Annotated in this window: 13 protein-coding genes and 1 pseudogene; 11 read left to right on the top strand and 3 right to left on the bottom strand. The window is 54.6% G+C overall.

Translation table 11 applies throughout. From position 1 onward, the window contains the following. The first annotated feature begins 80 nt into the window (after positions 1–80). From B7X65_RS23080 to B7X65_RS23070, 3 genes are all read left to right on the top strand, one after another. Positions 81–605: a DUF2569 family protein gene (locus B7X65_RS23080; protein ID WP_293596577.1), complete on the top strand. Its 525-nt coding sequence runs from the start codon at positions 81–83 to the stop codon at positions 603–605. A 7-nt stretch (positions 606–612) separates the two neighbouring features. Next, complete coding sequence (locus B7X65_RS23075) at positions 613–900, top strand: DUF6804 family protein (RefSeq protein WP_293596575.1); 288 nt, start codon at positions 613–615, stop codon at positions 898–900. 164 nt (positions 901–1,064) lie between these two features. Next, a complete protein-coding gene (locus tag B7X65_RS23070) occupies positions 1,065–1,367 on the top strand; it encodes a hypothetical protein (RefSeq protein ID WP_293596574.1) in 303 nt (100 codons plus the stop codon). A gap of 214 nt (positions 1,368–1,581) precedes the next feature. Here the strand turns inward: B7X65_RS23070 and B7X65_RS23065 are convergent, their stop codons facing one another. Further along, positions 1,582–1,962, bottom strand: coding sequence for a hypothetical protein (locus tag B7X65_RS23065; protein WP_293596573.1), 381 nt, complete (start codon positions 1,960–1,962; stop codon positions 1,582–1,584). A gap of 509 nt (positions 1,963–2,471) precedes the next feature. Between B7X65_RS23065 and B7X65_RS23060 the strand changes: the two genes are divergently transcribed. Continuing rightward, positions 2,472–3,446 (top strand): lysozyme inhibitor LprI family protein, encoded by a 975-nt coding sequence (locus B7X65_RS23060; protein WP_293596572.1) that lies wholly within the window; start codon positions 2,472–2,474, stop codon positions 3,444–3,446. A gap of 337 nt (positions 3,447–3,783) precedes the next feature. On the opposite strand, the gene B7X65_RS23055 is transcribed toward B7X65_RS23060, so the two are convergent. Then, positions 3,784–4,041: an SWIB/MDM2 domain-containing protein gene (locus tag B7X65_RS23055; RefSeq protein ID WP_056275206.1), complete on the bottom strand. Its 258-nt coding sequence runs from the start codon at positions 4,039–4,041 to the stop codon at positions 3,784–3,786. 271 nt (positions 4,042–4,312) lie between these two features. Between B7X65_RS23055 and B7X65_RS23050 the strand changes: the two genes are divergently transcribed. The 7 genes and pseudogenes from B7X65_RS23050 to B7X65_RS23020 form a co-directional block, all read left to right on the top strand. After that, positions 4,313–5,059 carry a hypothetical protein gene (locus B7X65_RS23050; RefSeq protein ID WP_293596571.1) on the top strand — a complete coding sequence of 249 codons (747 nt, stop codon included), beginning with the start codon at positions 4,313–4,315 and terminating at the stop codon, positions 5,057–5,059. Between the two features lie 466 nt (positions 5,060–5,525). After that, positions 5,526–7,160: an AAA family ATPase gene (locus tag B7X65_RS23045; RefSeq protein WP_293596570.1), complete on the top strand. Its 1,635-nt coding sequence runs from the start codon at positions 5,526–5,528 to the stop codon at positions 7,158–7,160. Continuing rightward, positions 7,160–8,308 (top strand): UvrD-helicase domain-containing protein, encoded by a 1,149-nt coding sequence (locus tag B7X65_RS23040; RefSeq protein ID WP_293596576.1) that lies wholly within the window; start codon positions 7,160–7,162, stop codon positions 8,306–8,308. Before B7X65_RS23045 ends, B7X65_RS23040 begins: the two co-directional genes overlap by 1 nt. 434 nt (positions 8,309–8,742) lie before the next feature. Next, positions 8,743–14,649 carry a DUF3320 domain-containing protein gene (locus B7X65_RS23035; RefSeq protein WP_293596569.1) on the top strand — a complete coding sequence of 1,969 codons (5,907 nt, stop codon included), beginning with the start codon at positions 8,743–8,745 and terminating at the stop codon, positions 14,647–14,649. 32 nt (positions 14,650–14,681) lie between these two features. After that, positions 14,682–15,782, top strand: a complete 1,101-nt coding sequence (locus tag B7X65_RS23030; RefSeq protein WP_293596568.1) for a DUF4236 domain-containing protein — start codon at positions 14,682–14,684, stop codon at positions 15,780–15,782. 23 nt (positions 15,783–15,805) lie between these two features. Beyond that, a complete protein-coding gene (locus tag B7X65_RS23025; RefSeq protein WP_293596567.1) occupies positions 15,806–16,618 on the top strand; it encodes an ion transporter in 813 nt (270 codons plus the stop codon). 374 nt (positions 16,619–16,992) lie between these two features. Continuing rightward, a pseudogene (locus B7X65_RS23020) lies at positions 16,993–17,517 on the top strand (integrase core domain-containing protein); the annotation flags it as partial. 304 nt (positions 17,518–17,821) lie between these two features. Here the strand turns inward: B7X65_RS23020 and B7X65_RS23015 are convergent. Beyond that, a complete protein-coding gene (locus tag B7X65_RS23015; protein ID WP_293596566.1) occupies positions 17,822–20,242 on the bottom strand; it encodes a hypothetical protein in 2,421 nt (806 codons plus the stop codon). Positions 20,243–20,304 lie beyond the last annotated feature (62 nt).

Here is a 20,304-nt window from a genome sequence, read left to right as displayed (position 1 = left end):
GCCACGATCAAAACTGTCATCTTCTTGATCGCCGGCAAACTCGACTTCAGCGTGATCAACCCTCATGCTGGGCAACCCACTTGAAATTCAACAGAGCCACAATAACCTCCAAACGTTTTCCTGAACCGGAATCAGATGCTGAATCAATCAACGATCACGTAAAAACGGGGGTTGGCGGCTGGCTTGGTCTTCTTGTTGTTGGGCTCGTTTTTTTAGGACCACTCCTTGGCGCCGGCCGGATATACGCCGACATTCTGGCCGCTGAAAATCAGACACCTGAACTACTGAATATCGCCAGGTGGGCACAATTTAAAACCAGCTCTTGGTGGTGTTTCGCGGTAATTTGCCTAATAAGCATCAGCACCGGCTTGCGGCTGTACAGTTCTCGACGCATGGCGATCATCAATCAAACAATATTGGCTCTCTGGGTAATGGGCCCGGTAGGCGTCTTCGTGATGAATGTCGCTATCCCGATTGCAGTTTTTGGCAAGACGTTGCCGATGCCAGAGACAATCGCCATTCTCTTGTCGGCATCGTTGCCTGCGTTCGTGTGGAGCTGGTACTTGCTCAAATCGAAGCGCGTGCAATACACCTATATCCTTTGAGCCGATCGTGCCAATTCAGGTCATCTTCGCGGCAATAGGCATATTGATTGTCGCTGCCGCCCCCCTCCCCTACGGCTTCTACATGTTGGTGCGCATCGTCGCAACAATCGTCTTTGTCTGGGCAGCTGTCGTTGCCGTACAGCGCAAGCGCATTACGCTGGCCACAGTTTTCGGCCTGGTCGCCATATTGTTTAGCCCGTTTTTGAAGGTGCATTTCGACAAAGAGGTCTGGGTGGTGCTGGACCTACTCGCGGCCGGGCTTCTGATGATCACCATGAAGAGGATCAAAGCTTGAGGGCAAGCCCGCACACCAGCAGCAGAACAACGGTACAGAACAGTTTCATGGGTGTCCCCAGCGCTTGTCACACATAGTGGCATGTGCGCCCATCCGGTGCCTCCTCTAATTGGAGGAGACGATCTCGAAGCCCCCCATGGCAAACTCTTCGTAGGAGAACTCAAATGATTTTGACCGTACACATCAACAAGGAAGTGCCGGGCGTTTACCTCGCAAGGGCTTGCCTTGGATCCACTGAGGTGAGCGAGGCTGAAACCTATCAGGGCATAGAGGCCGCAATTCGAGGTGAAGCACTTAGGGCGGAGGGATGTGCGGACTTTGTCAACTTCACCTATGGTGGCATGTCTACCGGCACTTTTCCTGTGCAGGAGGTGCCAGCGAAGGCCACGGACTTAGCTGATCGCTTGGTCTATCTCAACGCGCAGATGCATGAGATTGACGAGCAACGCAGGTTCGGCGGGGCGTAAAAAACTCCTTGATTGAATCTGCGCACATAGCTGCCAAGTGGTCGCCCATTGGCCTATGACCGGTAATTTCGGTCATCTTCAGATACGGTGCTGAATCGTTCTGTACTGGCGAGCCGAAGGTGCTCCCGTGAAAAAGCGCTTAGCAAAAATTAGCTGCGAAAAAGGCCGCTCTCAAACTCAAGAGAGCGGCCTGAAGCACCCTATCGTGCCTCGATCAGGCGGCTAATCGCAGCCCCCCAGATGGTACGGATTTACTCGTCCACCCTTGCAACTCGAATAGGACGGCGGTGTCTCCTCCATCGTTCCACACCGGGCGATGAAGGCCCCAGTAAAACCAATGGATTGTCATCCCATTGCTGTTTGTGGTGTTGTTAACTCCAACACCAGTGCAAAGGATGATATGTTCCTTCGCTTTCACCTGTGCCGCAGGGAACCAGAAGTGATTTCTCAGTTTATTGGAGATATGTTGCGGGTCAACATAACTGCTGTCCGCCACCATATAAAACCTAAGATCGCAATCTTCTATTGCTTGAAGATGTACGAACTCCCGGGAGGCGTTACCCCGGTTACTAACGCCGACGATTTCTACTTTCATTTCTAATTACCTTTATCAACATACTGTAAAAACCCCCAGTGTTGAAAAGCAGGAAAATTATGCGAAGATATCGTCACCACAACGGAACTCGCAAGAGTTTCAAACCTTCCGCGACCGGAGACGGTTGCGGTGAATAGGCCGCCCCAGTAATGGGGTGGCTTTTTCATTCGCCCGGACACTATACCTAGGGTCTGGAGTGTTTTCAAGCACTACGGGTAGTGTATCGGCCCTCCGTACGCTTTGCACGGGCGGTGAACATTTTGTGGCTATTTGCCCTGCGCCATGATTCGTTCGGCCAATGGCGTGAGGCTGCCTATGGGGAGAGGATCACGTCAATTGTCGAGCAGTAGCTAACGTTGGCTAACCCATCACCCAGTGCCTGCGTAAGGGTGTATGACCCCCAACTAGGCCCTTCCGATCTCTTGCACTTTGCGTGCCACGATCATCCAGGAACATGCGGCCTTGTGCGTGTGAGGTAATCTAGGCAAAAGAATTAGCCAGGAGGCCTTATGGCGACAAAAAATGAAGAGCTGGAGATCCAACTTCGTGCGGCACGCTCTCGAATGCACGGCGGCACTGCTGAGGGTGAGCAATACGACAGCATGCTGCGGCTGGGGAGCCTCACGCAATCCTTAGACAAGCTCGGAGAGGAAGCTGACGCCGAGCTCTACCGGCACTTCCCTGTAGCGGCCATTGCAGTCCTGGAAACCCACTTTAAATCTGTTGTTTCACTGACCATAAACGCTGGAAGTCCTTATCTTGAGCGGGGACTGGTACTGGCAAAAGACCGCCTCAAGTCTGCGGTTGACGTTTTGCCCTCACTGCATCGCAAGACGGTGACGCTAGGTGAATTCATCGCCCACTCACTTCCGTTTTACGCCCTTTCAAGCTTGGAAGTCCCACTGACAGGACTACTTGGAGACAACTTCAAAGAGCTCATTCGCAACGCCGTGAACCCCAGGGCCAAGCGAAACGAATATGCGGATCAGGTTCGAGTGGTGGCCGACGTGGAGGCGCTTTGGGAGGATTTAGCGAAGACGTTTACCAGTCGGCACATACTCGCCCACGAAGCGGCTACCAAATACGAGGTTAATTTTCAAGATGCCCGCATGTCGCTCAATGCAGTCTCGAAATTTACCGAAGCCCTGGACGCCGTTCTTTGGTCTTCAGTCTGGGCAGGCGAGCCACTCACGCAATATGAAATGAATATGCACACATGGGAGTCTTACAAAAAAACTCGTGCGCTCCTTGCGGCAAGTCTTCGAAAGGGTCTGGCTATCGCTGCGGACGACAAGGAACGCGCGAAATTTGGCGAGTTGCATCTCGACTGGAAGTGGGCATCGCGTCGATGGAATAAATTCGAGGAGAGCCAATGGCATATGGGATCAATTCGGCCCATGATGGCAGCCATCTCGTTAGATCGCACCCATGAGCAGCGGCTTAATTCCATCAACGCGTGGATCGAAAACAAACGCCCAGAGTAATCCTGACTGCGTATTCCAGTCAAGTTGACCATCTGTGCCGATAGTCGTTGACCAGTATTCCTAAATATTCAAGTCTTGCCCGTGTGAATTAGTGACGTGCGTGTCAGAGAGTATTGATACTATCGTTCAACCAATAGACATTGGCCTAGATGGCAGAATACGGCCATTAGGGGACGCTGCCTGAAGACATGGCACTCGCCGGGAGGCGGTAGCTGCCCGTTTGTAATCCGAGTTTGACCTTGGCGATGGCAGTGCGAGCTGCCCTCACGCTCGCCGTGCCCGGAACGCGCGAAGCGCTCCTGGCATCGATGTTTGCCGAGGGCCCCGTCATGTCCAGTTAGCTCAGGTGCTTGCCCACCAGCCCGGTCATCTCGAACATGGTGACTTCATCCTTTCCGAAGACGGCCTTGAGCTTGGCGTCAGCCAAGATGTTTCGCTTGTTCTTCGGGTTCTGCAGGTTATTGGCCTTGATGTACTCCCACATGAGCTTCACCACTTCTGTGCGGGGTTGAGGCGTTGCACCGATCACAGCGGCCAGCTCGGCGCTGGGAGTGAGGGCACGGTTGAATGCTGTTTGCTTCTTGGCGGTGGTCATCTGAGGCTCATCATTTGAAATCACCATTCTAGGGTGCGCTTCCTATCCCTCTGTAACCTCCTGGCACCGAGAATACGGGGTCCGAAATCTTGTTGCCCAGAGTGGCAGCCTTTTCGATGACTGCTTTCCGCAGAATCCAAGGACAGTAACAGGCCCAGTTCAGAAGGAGTCACCATGACACAATTCGGCCAAAACCAGATGTTCAAACCGATTGCCAGAATATGCTGGAAAACCGACACTCAGCGTTGTGCAAATGCGCTACCCTTGCGGAATGAACAAGGCTGACAAGAACATTCCAGGGCGTTGGCTATACATCGCTGGCGGTGCGCTTACACTGATTTACCTAGCTGCGCTCGCTTGGTATAGCGTCGGTCGATGGGCTGAAATCCGTGTAATGCAACCAAACAACCTAGGCGACTTTCTCTCCGGTTCATTCTCACCATTGGCGTTCGCGTGGCTTGTGCTTGGGTTCATCCAGCAGGGCATTGAATTGCGGCAAAACAGTACCGCTCTCCTCCTGCAGGCCGAGGAGTTACGCACAGCCGCAATGCACGCGGGCGCAATGGTGGAGTTGCAGCGAAAAGATTTTGAGCTCCGAATTCAGGAACTTGAAGAGGCGCGCAAAAAAGCCGACGCATCAAAAGTGTCCCAAGCCAAGCGACGCGAAGAGCAGGCAATTCGAGAGATGCAACCGCGCTTTCGCTTCGGGCTCGCCATGCGCGACTATCAACGAGAACACATCGTTAAGGGAGCCTTGACGAATGAAGGCCCAGGGTGCGCTAGCGTGAGGATTTTGATGGAGCCGATTCCGGGGATCCTGGAGCTCGCAAGCGCAATAGAGTTCGCCGAGTTTTCGTCGCGGCTAGAGCATCCAATCGTATTCATCAGCCGCGGTACCACACCTCTCACCCAACCCCTGACCATTCACTACACAGATGCCGGCGGCACAGAGCGGTGTCAAAATTTCATCGTTTCCGTTAACGACAGTCACGTGAGCATTGTCGAAAGGGATGGGTAGAGGCAACAGTTATTACTCCGGGCCTTGTTGCATATGCTGATATCTGCTCTCAGCCAGAAGCAGCCGTTGGCGCGACCCCAAGCGACAGTCAGCTACAGACTGAATGCGGTCCTTCATCCGTCGTCAGGCACCGACTGGTTTCGACGACAAAGCGGGCGTAGCGTGGTTCGAATTCACCGCCCTTAAGCCGACATCTGCGGATGCCAGAAACCACATACAGTTCTCGATCAAGGTTACTTTTCCGCGATTGCGTCACGCAGCGCAGAGCCGCGGCTCAAAGATCGTTGCGCCCCAAGCATCCGGGCCAGTGCGCAGGATCCCCGGATTGCATAATGTCCGCCTCAATCGATCCCCAGGAGAGGTAGCACCAAGTGCGCGGTTCGCCACTGCACGAAGCCGTCCCCTATACTTCGAGCCAGCCAGCGTCGCTCGATGCCGACACGGACGTTCAGGAGGGGGGGGGCGCATGCGAATCACCAAGGTAAAAATCACCAACTTCAAGTGTTACGAGGACACCTTCTCGCTCGTCTTGAATGACGGGCTAAACATCATCGTTGGTAGCAACGAGTCAGGCAAAACGACCATCTTGGAAGCAATCCAGCTGGCGCTGACGGGGTTATTGAACGGCCGTTCCCTGAAAAACGACCAAGCCGGCTATCTCTTCAACCTGTCAACTCAGGAGAAATACGTGAAGAGTCTGTGTACCTCTACACCGCTCCCTCCACCCGCGATCACGATAGAGCTTTTCTTTTCGGGGTCTTCAAGCGAATTGGCGGAACTTGAGGGTGACGGGAACTCGGAGAGGGCTAAGGTCAGCGGTGTCGTGTATAGAATTGAGTTCGACGAGGAGAACTACAAAGATGCCTACGACGAGCTGGTAAAGGCAGGCGAACTACGCTCCATCCCAGTCGAGTACTACACCGTCGGCATCAAGTCCTTCGCGCGCAAAGGCATTACGCCCCGCAACATTCCTATCAAATCCGCGTTAATCGACTCATCCAGCACTCGACTGCAAAACGGCTCGGATGTCTATGTGTCTCGGATCATTCGCGATGTTCTTGAAGAGCATGAGCGTGCATCGATTTCCCAAGCTCATCGGAAGCTAAAGGATGCCTTTGTCGACGACAAAAATCTACAAGTTATCAACGAACGGATTACCAGCGCTGCAAAGATCAGCAACAAGGCCGTCAGCATTGCTGTCGACCTGTCTTCTCAGACTGCGTGGGAAAACAGTCTGATGACATATATTGATCTCATTCCTTTTCAGTACATTGGCAAGGGTGAGCAGTGCGTCATCAAGACCAAGCTTGCGCTAAGTGCCAAGAAAAACGCCGAGGCTACGGCCATTCTGCTGGAAGAGCCGGAAAATCACCTTTCCCACACTCGCTTAAACGAGCTAATCGCGGATTTGACCGATCAACATGGCCAGAAACAAATCATCATCTCCACCCACAGCAGTTTCGTGGCCAACAAGTTGGGGCTCGAACATTTGATCGTTCTCCGAGACGGAAAGGTCGCGCGTATCTCGGAGTTGGTAGCCAGCGATTTTTTCAAAAAACTAGCGGGTTATGACACCTTGCGGCTGGCACTCGCGCGCAAGGCAGTACTAGTGGAGGGTGACTCGGACGAGCTGGTCGTCCAGCGAGCTTACATGGACGCCAACAAGGGGCGGCTGCCAATTCAGGATGGCATCGACGTCATTTCCGTCGGCACGGCGTTTCTGAGATTTCTCGAATTAGCCAATAAACTGCGAATCCCAGTTGCTGTCGTTACCGACAATGACGGTGATGTCGCCGCAGTCGCTGCGAAATATGCCGACTACGACCGCTCCGATACCATCAAGATTTGCTTCGATCCCGTCGTAGATACCGGCCCCCTGAAGACTAAGGACAAGCCATATAACTACAACACGCTTGAACCTAAGCTCCTGCAGGCAAACAACTTGGCGGCTTTGAATGGGGTTCTCGCTACCTCGAAAAAGACCGACGACGAGCTTCGTATCCACATGCAGGCCAACAAGACTGAGACCGCCCTGGCGATCTTCAATTCCAAGACAGCGATCAACTATCCGGACTACATCACTAAGGCCATTACGCCGTGATGGGCGCCAATAAGATCGTCATTGCCGCAGCTGGCTCGGGGAAAACCACTTACCTCGTCGAGGAGGCCATCAAGGTCAAGAACGAACGGGTCTTGATCATGACCTACACCCAGTCCAACGAGGCGGAGATCCGTCAGAAGTTCTACGGGTGTGTGGGCCGTATTCCGGCAAATATCACGATCATGACTTGGTTCAGCTTCTTGATCACACATGGCGTAAAGCCCTTTCAGGGCGGCCTGTTCGACTTCTCTGTTTCAGGCATGCAGCTGGTTTCGTCTCAATCGGGGATCCACTACTACAACAGCCTAGGGATCGGGGTGCCGTGGCCGGAGGACGAAATCGAAAAGCATTTTTTCGACTCCACACGGCGTGTCTACTCGGACAAGCTCTCAAAGCTAGTGATACGTTGCAACGACAAGAGCGATGGGGCAGTGATTGATCGGATTGCCCGCGTTTTTCCGCAGGTTTTCGTTGACGAGGTTCAAGATCTGGCAGGGTACGATCTCGACATCCTGAAGGCCTTTGCCAAGAGTTCTGCGCGCCTGCTCATGGTCGGTGATCCGCGACAGGTGACCTACCTCACCCATCACGAGCGGCGCTATGCCAAGTACGCAGACGGCGGCATTGTTCCGTTCTTGCAGCAGGAACTTCCCAAGAAAGTATCGATTGAAATTGATGAGACGACTCTGAGTCGGTCGCATCGCAACAGCGTTGAGATTTGCGCGGTGTCATCAGGCCTTTATCCCGACTTGTCCGCAAGCCTGGCCTGCGAGTGTGTTCGGTGCCGTGCTCCATCGGAGACGAGAGCTGGCTTATTTATTTTGAGAACTGCCGATTACGCGCACTACCTGGCAACAGTGCGCCCCATGCAGCTTCGCGACCGCATCGACAGCGCGGGCGTCGACAGGCAATCACCAGCAATGAACTTCGGCGAGTCAAAAGGCAGAGGGTTTGATCATGTGGTCATTATTCCTACGGAACCGATGCGCCAATGGCTCTTGAAGGGAGGAGAACTCAAGCCTCAGAGTCGAGCAAAATTCTACGTCGCCTTAACGCGTGCGCGTCACAGCGTGGCAATCGTGATGGACTGGGGCTCGAAACCCTTACCTGCAGGATTTTCGCTCTATAAGGTCATCGGGCCAACATGAAGGACTTCCGTTTCACCGTCACTAATGGCGCCTTCCGAGCACACCACGCAGCATCAATGAACTAAGGCTGCAGCCCTTCCGAAAAAAATGTCTCAGAAATTTGCGTGCTTAGAGGCGGCCATTGGTGAGCCCCGCGGCGAGACGCCGTTTTTGCCCACTTAGCGCGGCGCCGTGATTCCCCTCGTTGTCTCGAACATCGACGCAGCCGTCGCCCGACTAGGCCGAAAGCAATGATGAGAGTGTGGCAGCGGGAAAAATTCTGCCATTGTCCCGAGTAGTATGGTGATCCCGATCTGAAGTCGCCTCATCTATTTAGAGGAGGTGTTTTCCCGTAGTAGTTAGCAACGTTCTCACGCGCGTTTGCCCTCCAACTGTTACAGTGTGAAACGGGCAGAGACGAGCAAAGATTGCGAGATCGGGGGAGGCCGTTCGAGATGGAACTTGAAATTGCAGTTGCAAGCCCTGCAGAGTATGCATCGCCCCAAGGCGTCGCTATTGAAATCGAATCCGATGCCACGCTCGGATACGCGTCAATCCAGAACTCCATTCCGGTCATTCGGTCGCTGCGGTTAACCAACCGTGGTGAAGATGCGATGGAAGGCTTGGAAGTACTGATCGCTTGTAATCCAGGATTCGCCCAAGGCACCAAGCTTCGATTCGAAAGACTGGCGCCTGGTGAGACGCGGCGAATCGCTCCAATTGAACTCCAACCCGATCACTCTTATCTGGCAGACCTTCAGGAGTCCGTCAACGCATCCATCACGGTCTCAGTGCTCGCCGGAGCAGCTGAAATTGCGTCCAAATCCCAGGCCATCCAGGTATTGGCGTATGACCAGTGGGCTGGCACTAGGGCATTGCCAGAACTTCTGGCCGCCTTCTGTATGCCAAACAACCCGGCGGTGGATGTACTTCTGGGCAAAGCTTCAAAGCTTTTGCGTTCCCAGCACAACGAATTGTCGATGAACGGCTATCAGTCGAAGAGTCGCGACGTTGTCTGGAAACAAGTTTCTGCCATCTACAGCACCATCAGTGCCGAAAACCTTCAGTACGCAGAACCCCCAGCGTCCTTCGGTACAGGTGGCCAAAAAATCCGGACCGCAGACCGGATCCTGGAGGGTCGGGTTGCAACCTGCCTGGACTTGACCATGCTGTTTTGCTCCTGCCTTGAACAAGCGGGATTGCGGCCGGTCGTCTTATTCAAGGAGGGCCATGCATGGGTCGGCGTATGGTTGCACTCCGCCCGCTTTCCAGATCCCCTCCTGGACGATGTGCAAGCAGTTCGCAAACGGGTCGACACGGGTGAATTCCTGGCTTTTGAAACGACAGGTGCGGCTTTGCACCATAGCCGGCGTCTGTCCTTGAGAATTGCCCTTGAACGTGGGCAAGAGCATCTCCAAGAAAGAGACACGTTCAGGTACGCGATCGACATCCATCGAGCCCGAGAAGTGCAGATCAAGCCACTGCCATCGCGCTCCACCATAAGCAAGCTCCTTCCTGCGGGCGACTCAGAGGAGCCGAGCAGCATTGAGCCCACCCCTGCACTGCCCGCGCTGGACCCCGAATTCCTCACCCCTATCGACCTGGGTGCGGTAGACACGCCAGAGGGACGCCTCGCCAACTGGAAATCCAAACTCCTGGATTTGACACTTCGGAACCGACTCCTGAATTTCAAGCCGACCAAGTCAACGCTGCAGATCGTTGCCCCTGATCTGGGGCGCATCGAAGACGCGCTCGCGGATGATTCTGAATTCCGTATTCGCCCGATGCCCGGAATCATGGAGGGTAGTGACCCTCGCTCCGCGGAAGTTCATGTCAATCGCACTGGCCGCGCGGCTTTGGATGACATGGCTTTGGAGGCGCTGAATAACAATGAGCTATTGGCCAACGTTGGTCAAGATGTGCTTGACGGAAATCTTCTGGCCATCTTCAGTGCTGCCCGAACGGGGCTTGAGGAAGGCGGTGCCAACACGCTTTTCTTGGGTCTAGGTTTCCTGGAATGGACTGAAGCGGAAAACGCTGAAGCCAAGCACTTGGCGCCGCTCCTGTTGATTCCGGTGATCCTGGAGCGGCAGTCTGTTCGTTCCGGATTCCGTCTTCGCAGGCACGACGATGAAGCCATCGTCAATCCAACGCTGCTGCAACTGCTGAGGACTAGTTTTGAGCTGCGGGTGGCTGGCATGGAAGTTATTCCGACTGACGATAAAGGTATCGACGTTGGGAAAGTGCTGCAGTCTTTTCGCCTTGCCGTACGGGATATCGCGAAATGGGAGGTGTTGGAACAAGCCCATCTGGGAATCTTCTCCTTCAAGAAGTACCTTATGTGGAAAGACTTGCAAGACCGGACTGAGCAACTCAAAGGTAATCGCGTCGTCAAGCACCTGATAGAGAATCCAGGGGAGGCCTTCGCTCGCGAACCATACAACGATGAATTCGAAAAACTGGACAACACCCACCAGCCAAGAGATATCCTGGCGCCATTACTGGCTGACTCGTCTCAGTTAAAAGCCATTTGCGCCATTGATGCAGGCCGGGATCTTGTATTGGAAGGTCCCCCGGGCACAGGCAAGAGCCAGACCATTACAAATCTCATCGCGCATAACTTGGCCAAGGGAAAAACGGTCTTGTTTGTATCCGAAAAAATGGCTGCCCTGGAAGTGGTTCATCGCCGGCTCAATGATATTGGACTTGGACTTTTTTGCCTGGAGCTCCATTCTGCCAAGGCAAAAAAGAGCGACGTCATCCAGCAGCTTGGCAAGGCATTGGACATCGTTGGGGAACGTACCGCCAGCGACTGGGACCGTGAGGCCGAGCGCCTCGCCCAACTGCGGCGGGAGTTGAACGGGCTTGTAGAGGCCCTTCACAAGCCGTATTCCAATGGATTGACCGCTTTTTCAGCGATCGGTGTTTGCATCCAGTCATCGAGCAAAGATCCGTCCCCCATGCCATGGGCGGATGCCCTCACCCATTCCCACGAGCAGCTTGACGGGCTTCGGGAAACGTCCAGGCGCATTTCCGCCATGGCACAGGATCTTGGCCTTTTGAGTGGACACCCGCTTGCCGCGATTGGAAAGTCGGAATGGTCGCCGAGTTGGAGTGAGGAATTGGGCTCTGCGTCCAAGCTTCTGGACAGCTCTATCCGGATTCTTATTGAGAAATCCGAGGCCGTCGGCGACTTCATCAAGCATCCAGCTTCAGGGTTGAGCCTTGAAGGCTACGCCGCCCTGGATGAACTGGCAGACGTGCTTCTGGCCGCGCCAAAAGTCCCGGAGGGGCTTGCCCGGCAAGCCCATGACACGCGGGTGCGGGCCATGGTCCAGTCTCTTGCGAAACACGGAACCGCCCGCAGCGCGCACTGGGTTAAGACTGGCACAGGCTGGACGCCACAACTGGCAAAGCTGAATGCCTCGGAACTTAACTCCCAATGGGCAGAGGCCAAGCTGGCATGGTGGCCGAAGTCCTGGTTCGCCAAGAGAGCTTTTTCGGGAAGGCTGATTGGATTTCGGACTGACAACATTCGTCCAGCGGCCGATCAGATCGGTAGGATGATCGAGGCTTTGGCCGACGTCAACGGCGAAGATCAGGTCCTTTTGACCATGCACGCCGAAGCCGAGTCAGTGTTGCAAGGGGCTTACAACGGCATGCAAACCGACTGGGCGTCTTTAACTCTGCATGAGCAGTGGGCTCAGGCGTTTACGAATGCCGTCACCCGCGTTGCGGGAGTAGATCCTCAAACCATCAGTTCGCTGCGTTTGAACCTTCAGTCCCTGGTCAGTGACAACCGCGCGCACTTGACGCCTGCGGGTCCGGTCGGACGGGCGCTACTGGCGTACAGGGATGCCTGGCGTGATGTGCGCCAGAAAATGGACATCCTGGACACCTTGGCCCAACCTGTCGCTCCGATCGCCGGTCCTCCGGGAGCGGATGCAGCTCTGGCACGCATTCAGGGTGTACTCACTGGATGGAATCTGGCCAAGCAAAAGCTCAGACCCTGGTGCTTGTGGCGCAGTGTCCGGGACCAGGCGATATCCCTGGGGCTACAAGGCCTGGTATCTGATCTGGAAACTGGCGCCATCGACCTCGCCAGCGTCGAAGCGCATTTTGACTTCAGCTACTGCGATTGGTGGTTGAAGAAAATCATCGATATTGACCCCATCCTGCGCAGCTTCCACAGCGCAGACCATGAGCGGAAAATCCGCGAGTTTCGCCAATCGGACACCAAATTTCAGAAGCTCACTGAAAAATACATCGCCGCCACGCTCTCCGGACGAATTCCAACAGCCACCGGGGCAATGGTCGGCGCAGACAGTGAACTCGGACGATTGAGGCGGGAGCTGCAGAAGCAGCGCAAACACCTTCCGGTGCGTCAGTTGGTACAAGGCTTGCCAACCCTGTTGCCAAAGCTCAAACCCTGCCTGCTCATGTCGCCGCTTTCCGTCGCCCAGTATCTCGATGCGGGCTATGCACCGTTTGATCTGGTGGTCTTTGACGAGGCTTCACAGATCCCGGTCTGGGACGCCGTGGGCGCCATAGCGCGAGGCAAGCAACTGGCTGTGGTCGGTGACCCCAAACAGTTGCCACCAACGAATTTCTTCAGCAAGTCCGCGGATTCGGACAGTGGCGGTGAAGAACAAGTTGAAGACCTGGAGAGCATTCTTGACGAATGCCTTGGCGCGGGGATGAACCGCCTGAGTCTGCAGTGGCACTATCGCAGCCGCCATGAGAGCCTCATCACCTTCAGCAACATCCACTACTACGAGTCATGCCTGGTCACCTTCCCGTCTCCAGTAACTGATGACGTCGCGGTCAAATTTGAACGGGTAGGCGGGATCTACGACCGCGGGGCGACCCGAACCAATCGAATTGAAGCCGAAGCGATCATCAAGGGCATTGAAAAGCATTACCTGACGCCTTCCAAGACCCATCTAAGCATCGGTGTCGTCACCTTCAATCAACCTCAACAGGCCCTGATCGAAACGCTTCTTGACGCACGGCGCCGCTCAAGCCAGGCGCTGGACCGCGCCATTGCGAGCCGATCCCAGGAGCCGCTTTTCATCAAAAATCTCGAAAACGTTCAGGGAGATGAGCGCGACGTCATCTTCTTCTCCATTACCTTTGGACCTGATGCCGCTGGCAAGACGACGATGAATTTCGGTCCACTCAATGGTGAGGGGGGCCACCGCAGGCTGAATGTTGCCATTTCCCGCGCCCGGGAAGCGGTCGTCATTTACAGCTCTCTGATGCCTGAGCAAATTGAATTGTCTAAAGTGAGGGCAGCCGGGGTTCGCGATCTGAAGCATTACTTGGAATTTGCCATCAAGGGTCCCCGCGCGCTGGTCGAGCAAAGCTTGCCGACGGGGTTGGAGCCCGACAGTCCGTTTGAGAGGGCGGTCATCCGGATTCTGAGGAACCACAACTGGGAAGTCCATCCCCAAGTGGGCTGTTCAGGCTACCGCATTGACATTGGGGTGGTGGACCCAAGAGCGCCGGGGCGGTATCTGGTCGGTATTGAGTGCGATGGCCGCACATATCACTCTGGAGCAACTGCCCGTGATCGTGATCGCTTGCGACAACACATCTTGGAAAAGCTGGGCTGGCGCATTCACCGCATTTGGTCAACCGACTGGTGGCTCAACCCCGAGGGCGAGATCAAGAAAATCATTGAACGATTGCAGGCACTCCTGACAGACGAGGAACAACCAGAAGAATCATTTTTGCTGGATGTTCCCCAGACAGACGCAGCGCAGGAAACGCCGCCGGCAATTCCAACTGATGAAAACGCTCAGCCCACCGTTCCTGTCTACACCTCGGTAGAGCTGAGCGCAGGCAGCCCGGATACGTTCTATGATTACAAAGTAGCGTCGCTGTTGGCTGAACAACTGGCAGACATCATCGAGGTGGAAGGCCCCGTGTCCGAAGTTGTCTTATTCAAGAAAGTGGCGCGGGCTTGGGGACTTGAACGCACTGGTCAGCGGATAGTGCGGCGTCTGACCGCTCTGACTCCATCTGCTGCCGGAAAAACCCAGGAAGGCTCAAACACCTTCTACTGGCCCAAAGCCGTTCAACCCGGATCTCTGAGCTATTTCCGGATAGCGGACGACACCATGGGATCGAAGCGGCATATCGACGAAGTCTGCGTCGCAGAACTTTCCTCCCTGGTACTACACGTATTGCAGCAGACGGGCAGTTCTTCCCGTTTGGACGTAGCCAAATCTGTATGCCGCTCAGTGGGCATGTCAGTTGCGACTGCGACAGCTGTGGAGCGGGCCTTGCTGGCCATCGAGAGCCTCAAGGGGCAAGAAAAAATCATCGACGCAGAGGGATATATACGTCTTCCAGGCTAGACAGCTCGCAAAAAAATAGGGAGGGAGCGCACATGGGAGTTTCGTTCGCTAAAAGCGTTAAATTTGGTGCAGTCAGGTTCAATTTTTCCGGAAGCGGCATTGGAATGTCAGTCGGCATTCCAGGATTGCGGATAGGTACAGGTCCGAGGGGTGCCTACATAGCCGGAGGAATGGCGGGTTTTCGCTACCGCAAGAGCTTGGGCGCGGGCGTCAAGCCGGCCGAAAATCTTGGCCAGCCGGCTCGTATGCCGAGTCAGCATTTAGAGGCAACGCCGCAGCCAAACATCATTGCGACAGTCATGCACGAGGAAAAAAGCGTACTCGAGCTGACGGACTCCAGTGGCGACGCCTTGATTCAATCCATGAATGAGCAGCGACAGAAAACAGTGCTGTGGCCATTCGCTGCCGGCGCCTTGGCCTTCTCATTGATTCTCCTGAAAAATGTCAGCAATGCCTGGCCAGGTTTCGTTATGCCGGGGCTAGTAATTTTGAGTATCGCGTTCGTTATCTGGCTGCATTGGCGGGACAAGATGCGCAAACTGACTGTTTTGTTTTTTGAACCGGATAGCGCAACCACCGCACATTTTGAAGCAATAACGGCGGGCACCCAATCTGCCGCCAGCTCCCGGAAGCTCCAGGCTGTTGCTGCCACCTCCGCCTACGCAGATACGAAATACTCAGCGGGAGCGTCGAGTGGCTTGAAATTGACAAATGCCAGTTGCGTGCTCGGCCAAGCCCCCGGTGTCATTGCCAATGTCGTTGTTCCAATCTTGCAGGCGACGAAGATTACATTGGCTTTCTACCCAGACCGGATTCTGGCGTTTCAGGGCAAGACGGTGGGCGCGATCGACTACGCAGATCTTGAGGTGAAAAACTCACCGGTTACCTTTGTAGAGAGCGAATCGGTGCCTTCCGACGCAACCATCACGGGCAAGACTTGGCAGTATGTGAACAAAAAGGGCTGTCCCGATCGACGTTTCAAAAACAACCGCGAAATGCCTTTGTGCCGGTACAACGAGCTGCGACTGACTACCGGACGGGGTTTAGATATTTATTTAATGTGTTCCAGAGACGGCGGATTTGACGAGCTGGCTCGTGTTCTTCGTGAGCGCAAAGTCAGCGCGCACGAATAGTCGAATAACTCTGGGGACGGCGAATGGAAAATAATTTTAAGCAGAGACTATTTCACATCCTGCATAAACCTTCTCCCCAAAACCCTTGGGCTAGGTATGTCAACTACCTCTTAGCAGCGCTCATAGTGTCCAATGCGCTTTTTGTAGCAGTTGAGACTCTGCCGTCGATAGGGGTGCCTTATCGCCCCTACTTTTTGACATTCGAAGTCCTGTCCACGAGCATCTTTGCGATTGAATATCTGGCGCGACTTTGGGTCTGCGTTGAGCAGGATCGATACTCGCAACCCGTACGAGGGCGGCTCAGGTATGCGCTCAGCCCACTTCCAATACTTGACCTGATCGTCATTCTGACGTTCTGGTCATCGGTAGACTTGAGATTTCTTCGAGTGGCGCGAATGGTTCGCTTGCTCAAGGTTCTCAACATGGCGAACTTCGAGCAGTCCTTGGCGCGTGTCGGTACGGCTTTAAGCAGAAGGAGAGAATTGCTTATCGTGGCTGTGGTCATGATGGTTCTGTGCATTTATGCATCTGCAGCAGTTTTGTACCAAGTCGAACACACCGCACAGCCCAAAGTGTTTTCCAGTATCCCCGATACCCTTTGGTGGGCGATGACGACACTGACGACCATCGGGTACGGCGACATGATTCCGATCACCCCGCTCGGGAAACTATGTGCTGGCCTCATTTCTGTGTTCGGCATAGGAGTATTCGCCCTCCCCACAGCCGTTGTTACCGCTGCGATTGTCGAAGCAGGTACCACCGATACTCGCCCAACAATATGCAGGCATTGTGGGAAAGATACACACCAGCCGGAATTTCGTCATCGGAGCTCATGACCGCTTTCAGTCTGATGCCGACGATGACCGCTGATCACGTGACCGCGCATTACACCAAATCGAACAGCTCCTAAGCAGTCATTGACCAGCGACCACTCATGGCCCATAGCTGTCGCTCAAAGCTCGGAAATGACCGGTCGCTCCCGCTGCGAAGCAGTCTTCGGCTCTTGCCGACCGTAGGACTGCATTGGGCCCTAAGGAGACATCGATTCTTCTCCGAAGCCGACATTTGATGGTCAAGACCAGCGAGGTGGTTAGCGTCTACCGGAATGATGGCCAATGATTACCAGCATCTGCACCTGACCGTGCGCCGGCGCAAGAAGGTCAGGCGTCCCGCCTCGGAACGCGTGCCGCTGCAGCTGGCCCAGGGCGTCAACGAGGTGTGGCGCATGGACTTCGTCAGTGACAGCCTGCCCAACGGCCGGCGCATCAAATGTCTGACGGTGGCCGATGACTTCAGCCACGAGTGCGTGGACATCGCTGTTGACTGGGGCATCTCGGGTGAGTACGCCACCCGGCTGCTCGACCGTGCCGCTGTCTTTCGCGGCTAACCGCTGGCCGTGCGCACCGACAACGGTCCGGAGTTCACCAGCCGAGCCTTGATGGCCTCGGCACATAGCCACGGCGTCAAGCAGATCCTGATCCAGCCAGGCCGGCCCATGCAGAACGGCTACATCGAGAGCTTCAACGGCAAGTTTCGCGACGAATGCCTTAACGAGCAGTGGTTCCAGACGCTGCATCAGGCTCGTTCAACCATTGCCACCTGGCGGCAGGACTACAACGAAGTCAGGCCCCACAGCAGCCTGGGGCGCATCCCGCCGGCCCGGTTCGCCGAGTTGCATCGACAGCGCGCTGGCGATGCAGCTCGATCCACTTCAACCACCACGCAGATCGATTAACCTTGCAACCCCGGGCTTCCTCAATTTGATTGGTATGGCGGAAGGGGGCAGGACAGTCTCTGCCTCCCAAACGCTATTCCCGTCCTCGAAGAGGTCGGCTGGGGCCCGTCCAATAGCGTCGCATAGATGAGGAAGTGCAGTAGGCACCGCTATGGTCCTGCCAACCCCGGCCATGAGCATCAGTAGGTTCTCCAGCGCGGGCCTACTGTCGCCTGCGGTCGTGAGACAGCTGGTGACGAAGATATTTCGAGAGCGAAGCAGCGGCAAATCGTGCCAGGTCTTTGGCCAGATGGGATACGAAAAACTATTCCAGCTTTTCCGTTTTCACACGCTCGGCTCGCATTTCGCAAATACCGGCATACTCACATCCAGCACAGCGCTTGCAAAAGTCTCGAAGTTCAACCGACCTGGAGGTCTTGGCCTCTAGAAGCCCGGATTTTGTCAGCGTCTTTTCGACAAATTCATCGGAAAGCTGGCAACCTCTTAAAAACTTGCCATAAAGGCGAATACGTAAAGGAGGACTGCGCGGTTCGGCATAGCGCTGACGCAACTGCCGGCCCACCCATTCCGGACTCTCGATGTAGCTTAGATCAGTAGTGCGGCTTTTGCCAAAGTTGCGATCCGCAAAAAGGGACATGCGCATGATTACCTCCGTGACACAGACTGCCGCTCGCACTTGTCCCCATTTCACGACACCGTCCTCAAGAATGCTCTCAAGCGCCTCGTGCAGGATATCCTCTGCAGTCTCCGGCTTTGCATCCAACTTCACCTGTCGCTCAAATACGCGCTGGAGGGCACTCTGAATTTCCTTATCGCCGGACAATTCAGCAATAACTCGAAGGGGCGCTGAAATTTCCTCGGACCGAGTGGAACGATTTGGGAAAATCATCGCGTACATCTGGACAACCTTTCCTACCTCACAAAAAGCCCATGTATGAAGGTCGTTTCGCAACTCATCGCGCTCGTCTGGGGTTAGCCGCTTCTCTTGCGATAGGCTTGTACCTTCCGGCATAGCGCGAGTTGTAATTGTGAACATCCGTGATCCGAGGATGCTGTCGACACCTTGTGTGTTATTGATCAACTTCATACCGAAGAAATTCAGTTTCTCCACTTTGCCAGTTTTCATGTTTGTCACGTACTTTGTCGCCGTGGTCTTCTTGTATGACAATTTCAAGTTCTGAATTAAATCGTCAAACTGAGCATCACCATTGGATTTGTTGGCGATGGACTCCAGATCGTCCATAACCATAAATCCGCGCGTCATATCAATGATGCGCGCAATCGTGGCCGCACTAACCTGCCCTACAGGAGGTGGACTGTTGCAGGCGACCTCGCTGATGGCGTTACCCAGCTGACTCTTCCCACTATCTCGCGCCCCCGTCACCAGGATCAGTGGCACGGCGTCGAACGTCGACTGGACATAGCTTGCAGCGATAGCGCAGGCTAGAAGCATAAAGTCATCGTCAAATGGCAGCCAAACCGTTGCCGCCAGGTGTTGCCGGATGCGCCAAACCAAGTTGGAAAGGTTCTGGACTTTGGAACGCCCATTCAGATAATCTTGAATTGACGACCATTTCCATGTCGCATAGAGCGATGCTTTGGGTTCTGCATCTATTAGGGTTCCATCTGGCCATAGCCGCTTAACGATCTGGTGCGCAGGTGTTCCTTTCGGCGCAGGCATATCTGTTGCAACATGCTGTGTCCGGTCGGAGCGGATTACCACGGTCCGATAGCGTTCTACTCGTTGTGAACTATCCATGTCTAGCTCCGCATAGAGGAGCGTAACGACTTCATACAGATAGCCGCCATGAAAGGTTCCGGCAATAGAAACTGGATTTGCAGCGTTGTAGCCCAAGCCCTTGTTGACGTCCGCCTCTTCTAGTGCTCGAAGATCCAGGGGAAACGACTCCAGTAGCAAGCGCTCGAAGTCCATAGCCGATTTTCCAGCCAGGAAGAAATCGTTCCAGTCTTTGTGGCCAACAGGCCAGACACGCCGCATTTCCCGGTAGCTCAACCGTGCGATAGCCTTAGCGTGCTCGTCGCCGGCACTCTTGCCAGTCTTAGGATGGGGCACGTCGCAATCGTGGCCGAGATACACGCATCCCCAAGAATCCCAAAACCCCGGTGATCGCCATTCCTGGGGGAATGCACCGCCTCCATTAGTACTGGTGACAATCAGAAGGCGCTTCGACAACTCTGTCCCTGCGATGGCAGTGCAGATAGCCCACATGTCTTTCGGGCCATCACATACAAACAGGGCCGTATAGGCATCTGTTACCTTGCAGCTGTAGTACGCCCTAGGTACGCCGGCGCTCCAGGCCTTTCTTGGTGGATCGCGGTTGTCTTCGGTGACGCCAGGGATCGCGTAATTCACGTATTTCCCAAGAAATTGTCCGGTACGGTCAAGCAATGGTGCTGCCAGCGCGTTCTCTGTCAACGGTTCACTTTGCCCCTTGGGAACATACGCTTCAGTCAATCCGAGGCGAAAGTACTTGATGATCTCAGGCGAATATCCACGCGTTTTGATCAGCCATTTCATTGCATCCGGCTGATCTTCGAGACGTTTCTGCAAACGCGCGTTGTATGCGATATTGGCTGGCCGTATTCTTGAGCCTGAATGTGCTAGTTCCACCTGCAACTTCTGGCGGTCGAGGCCATCGCGAAAGTTCTTCAGCCAAAGAGATTCTTGCCTCTCTTGAAATCTGAGTGGGTAAGCTAACGCCAATTTGATCAACCTGGACGAGTGAATTGATGACTGCCAAGCTGTTTGAGGCTGCCCTGGGGATT

Origin of the sequence: Polaromonas sp. 39-63-25 (assembly GCF_002278925.1) — a bacterium.
In the GTDB taxonomy this organism is placed as follows: domain Bacteria; phylum Pseudomonadota; class Gammaproteobacteria; order Burkholderiales; family Burkholderiaceae_C; genus Polaromonas.
Note: the sequence above shows the minus strand (reverse complement) of the source record. Positions and strands in the feature narration are given on the sequence as shown.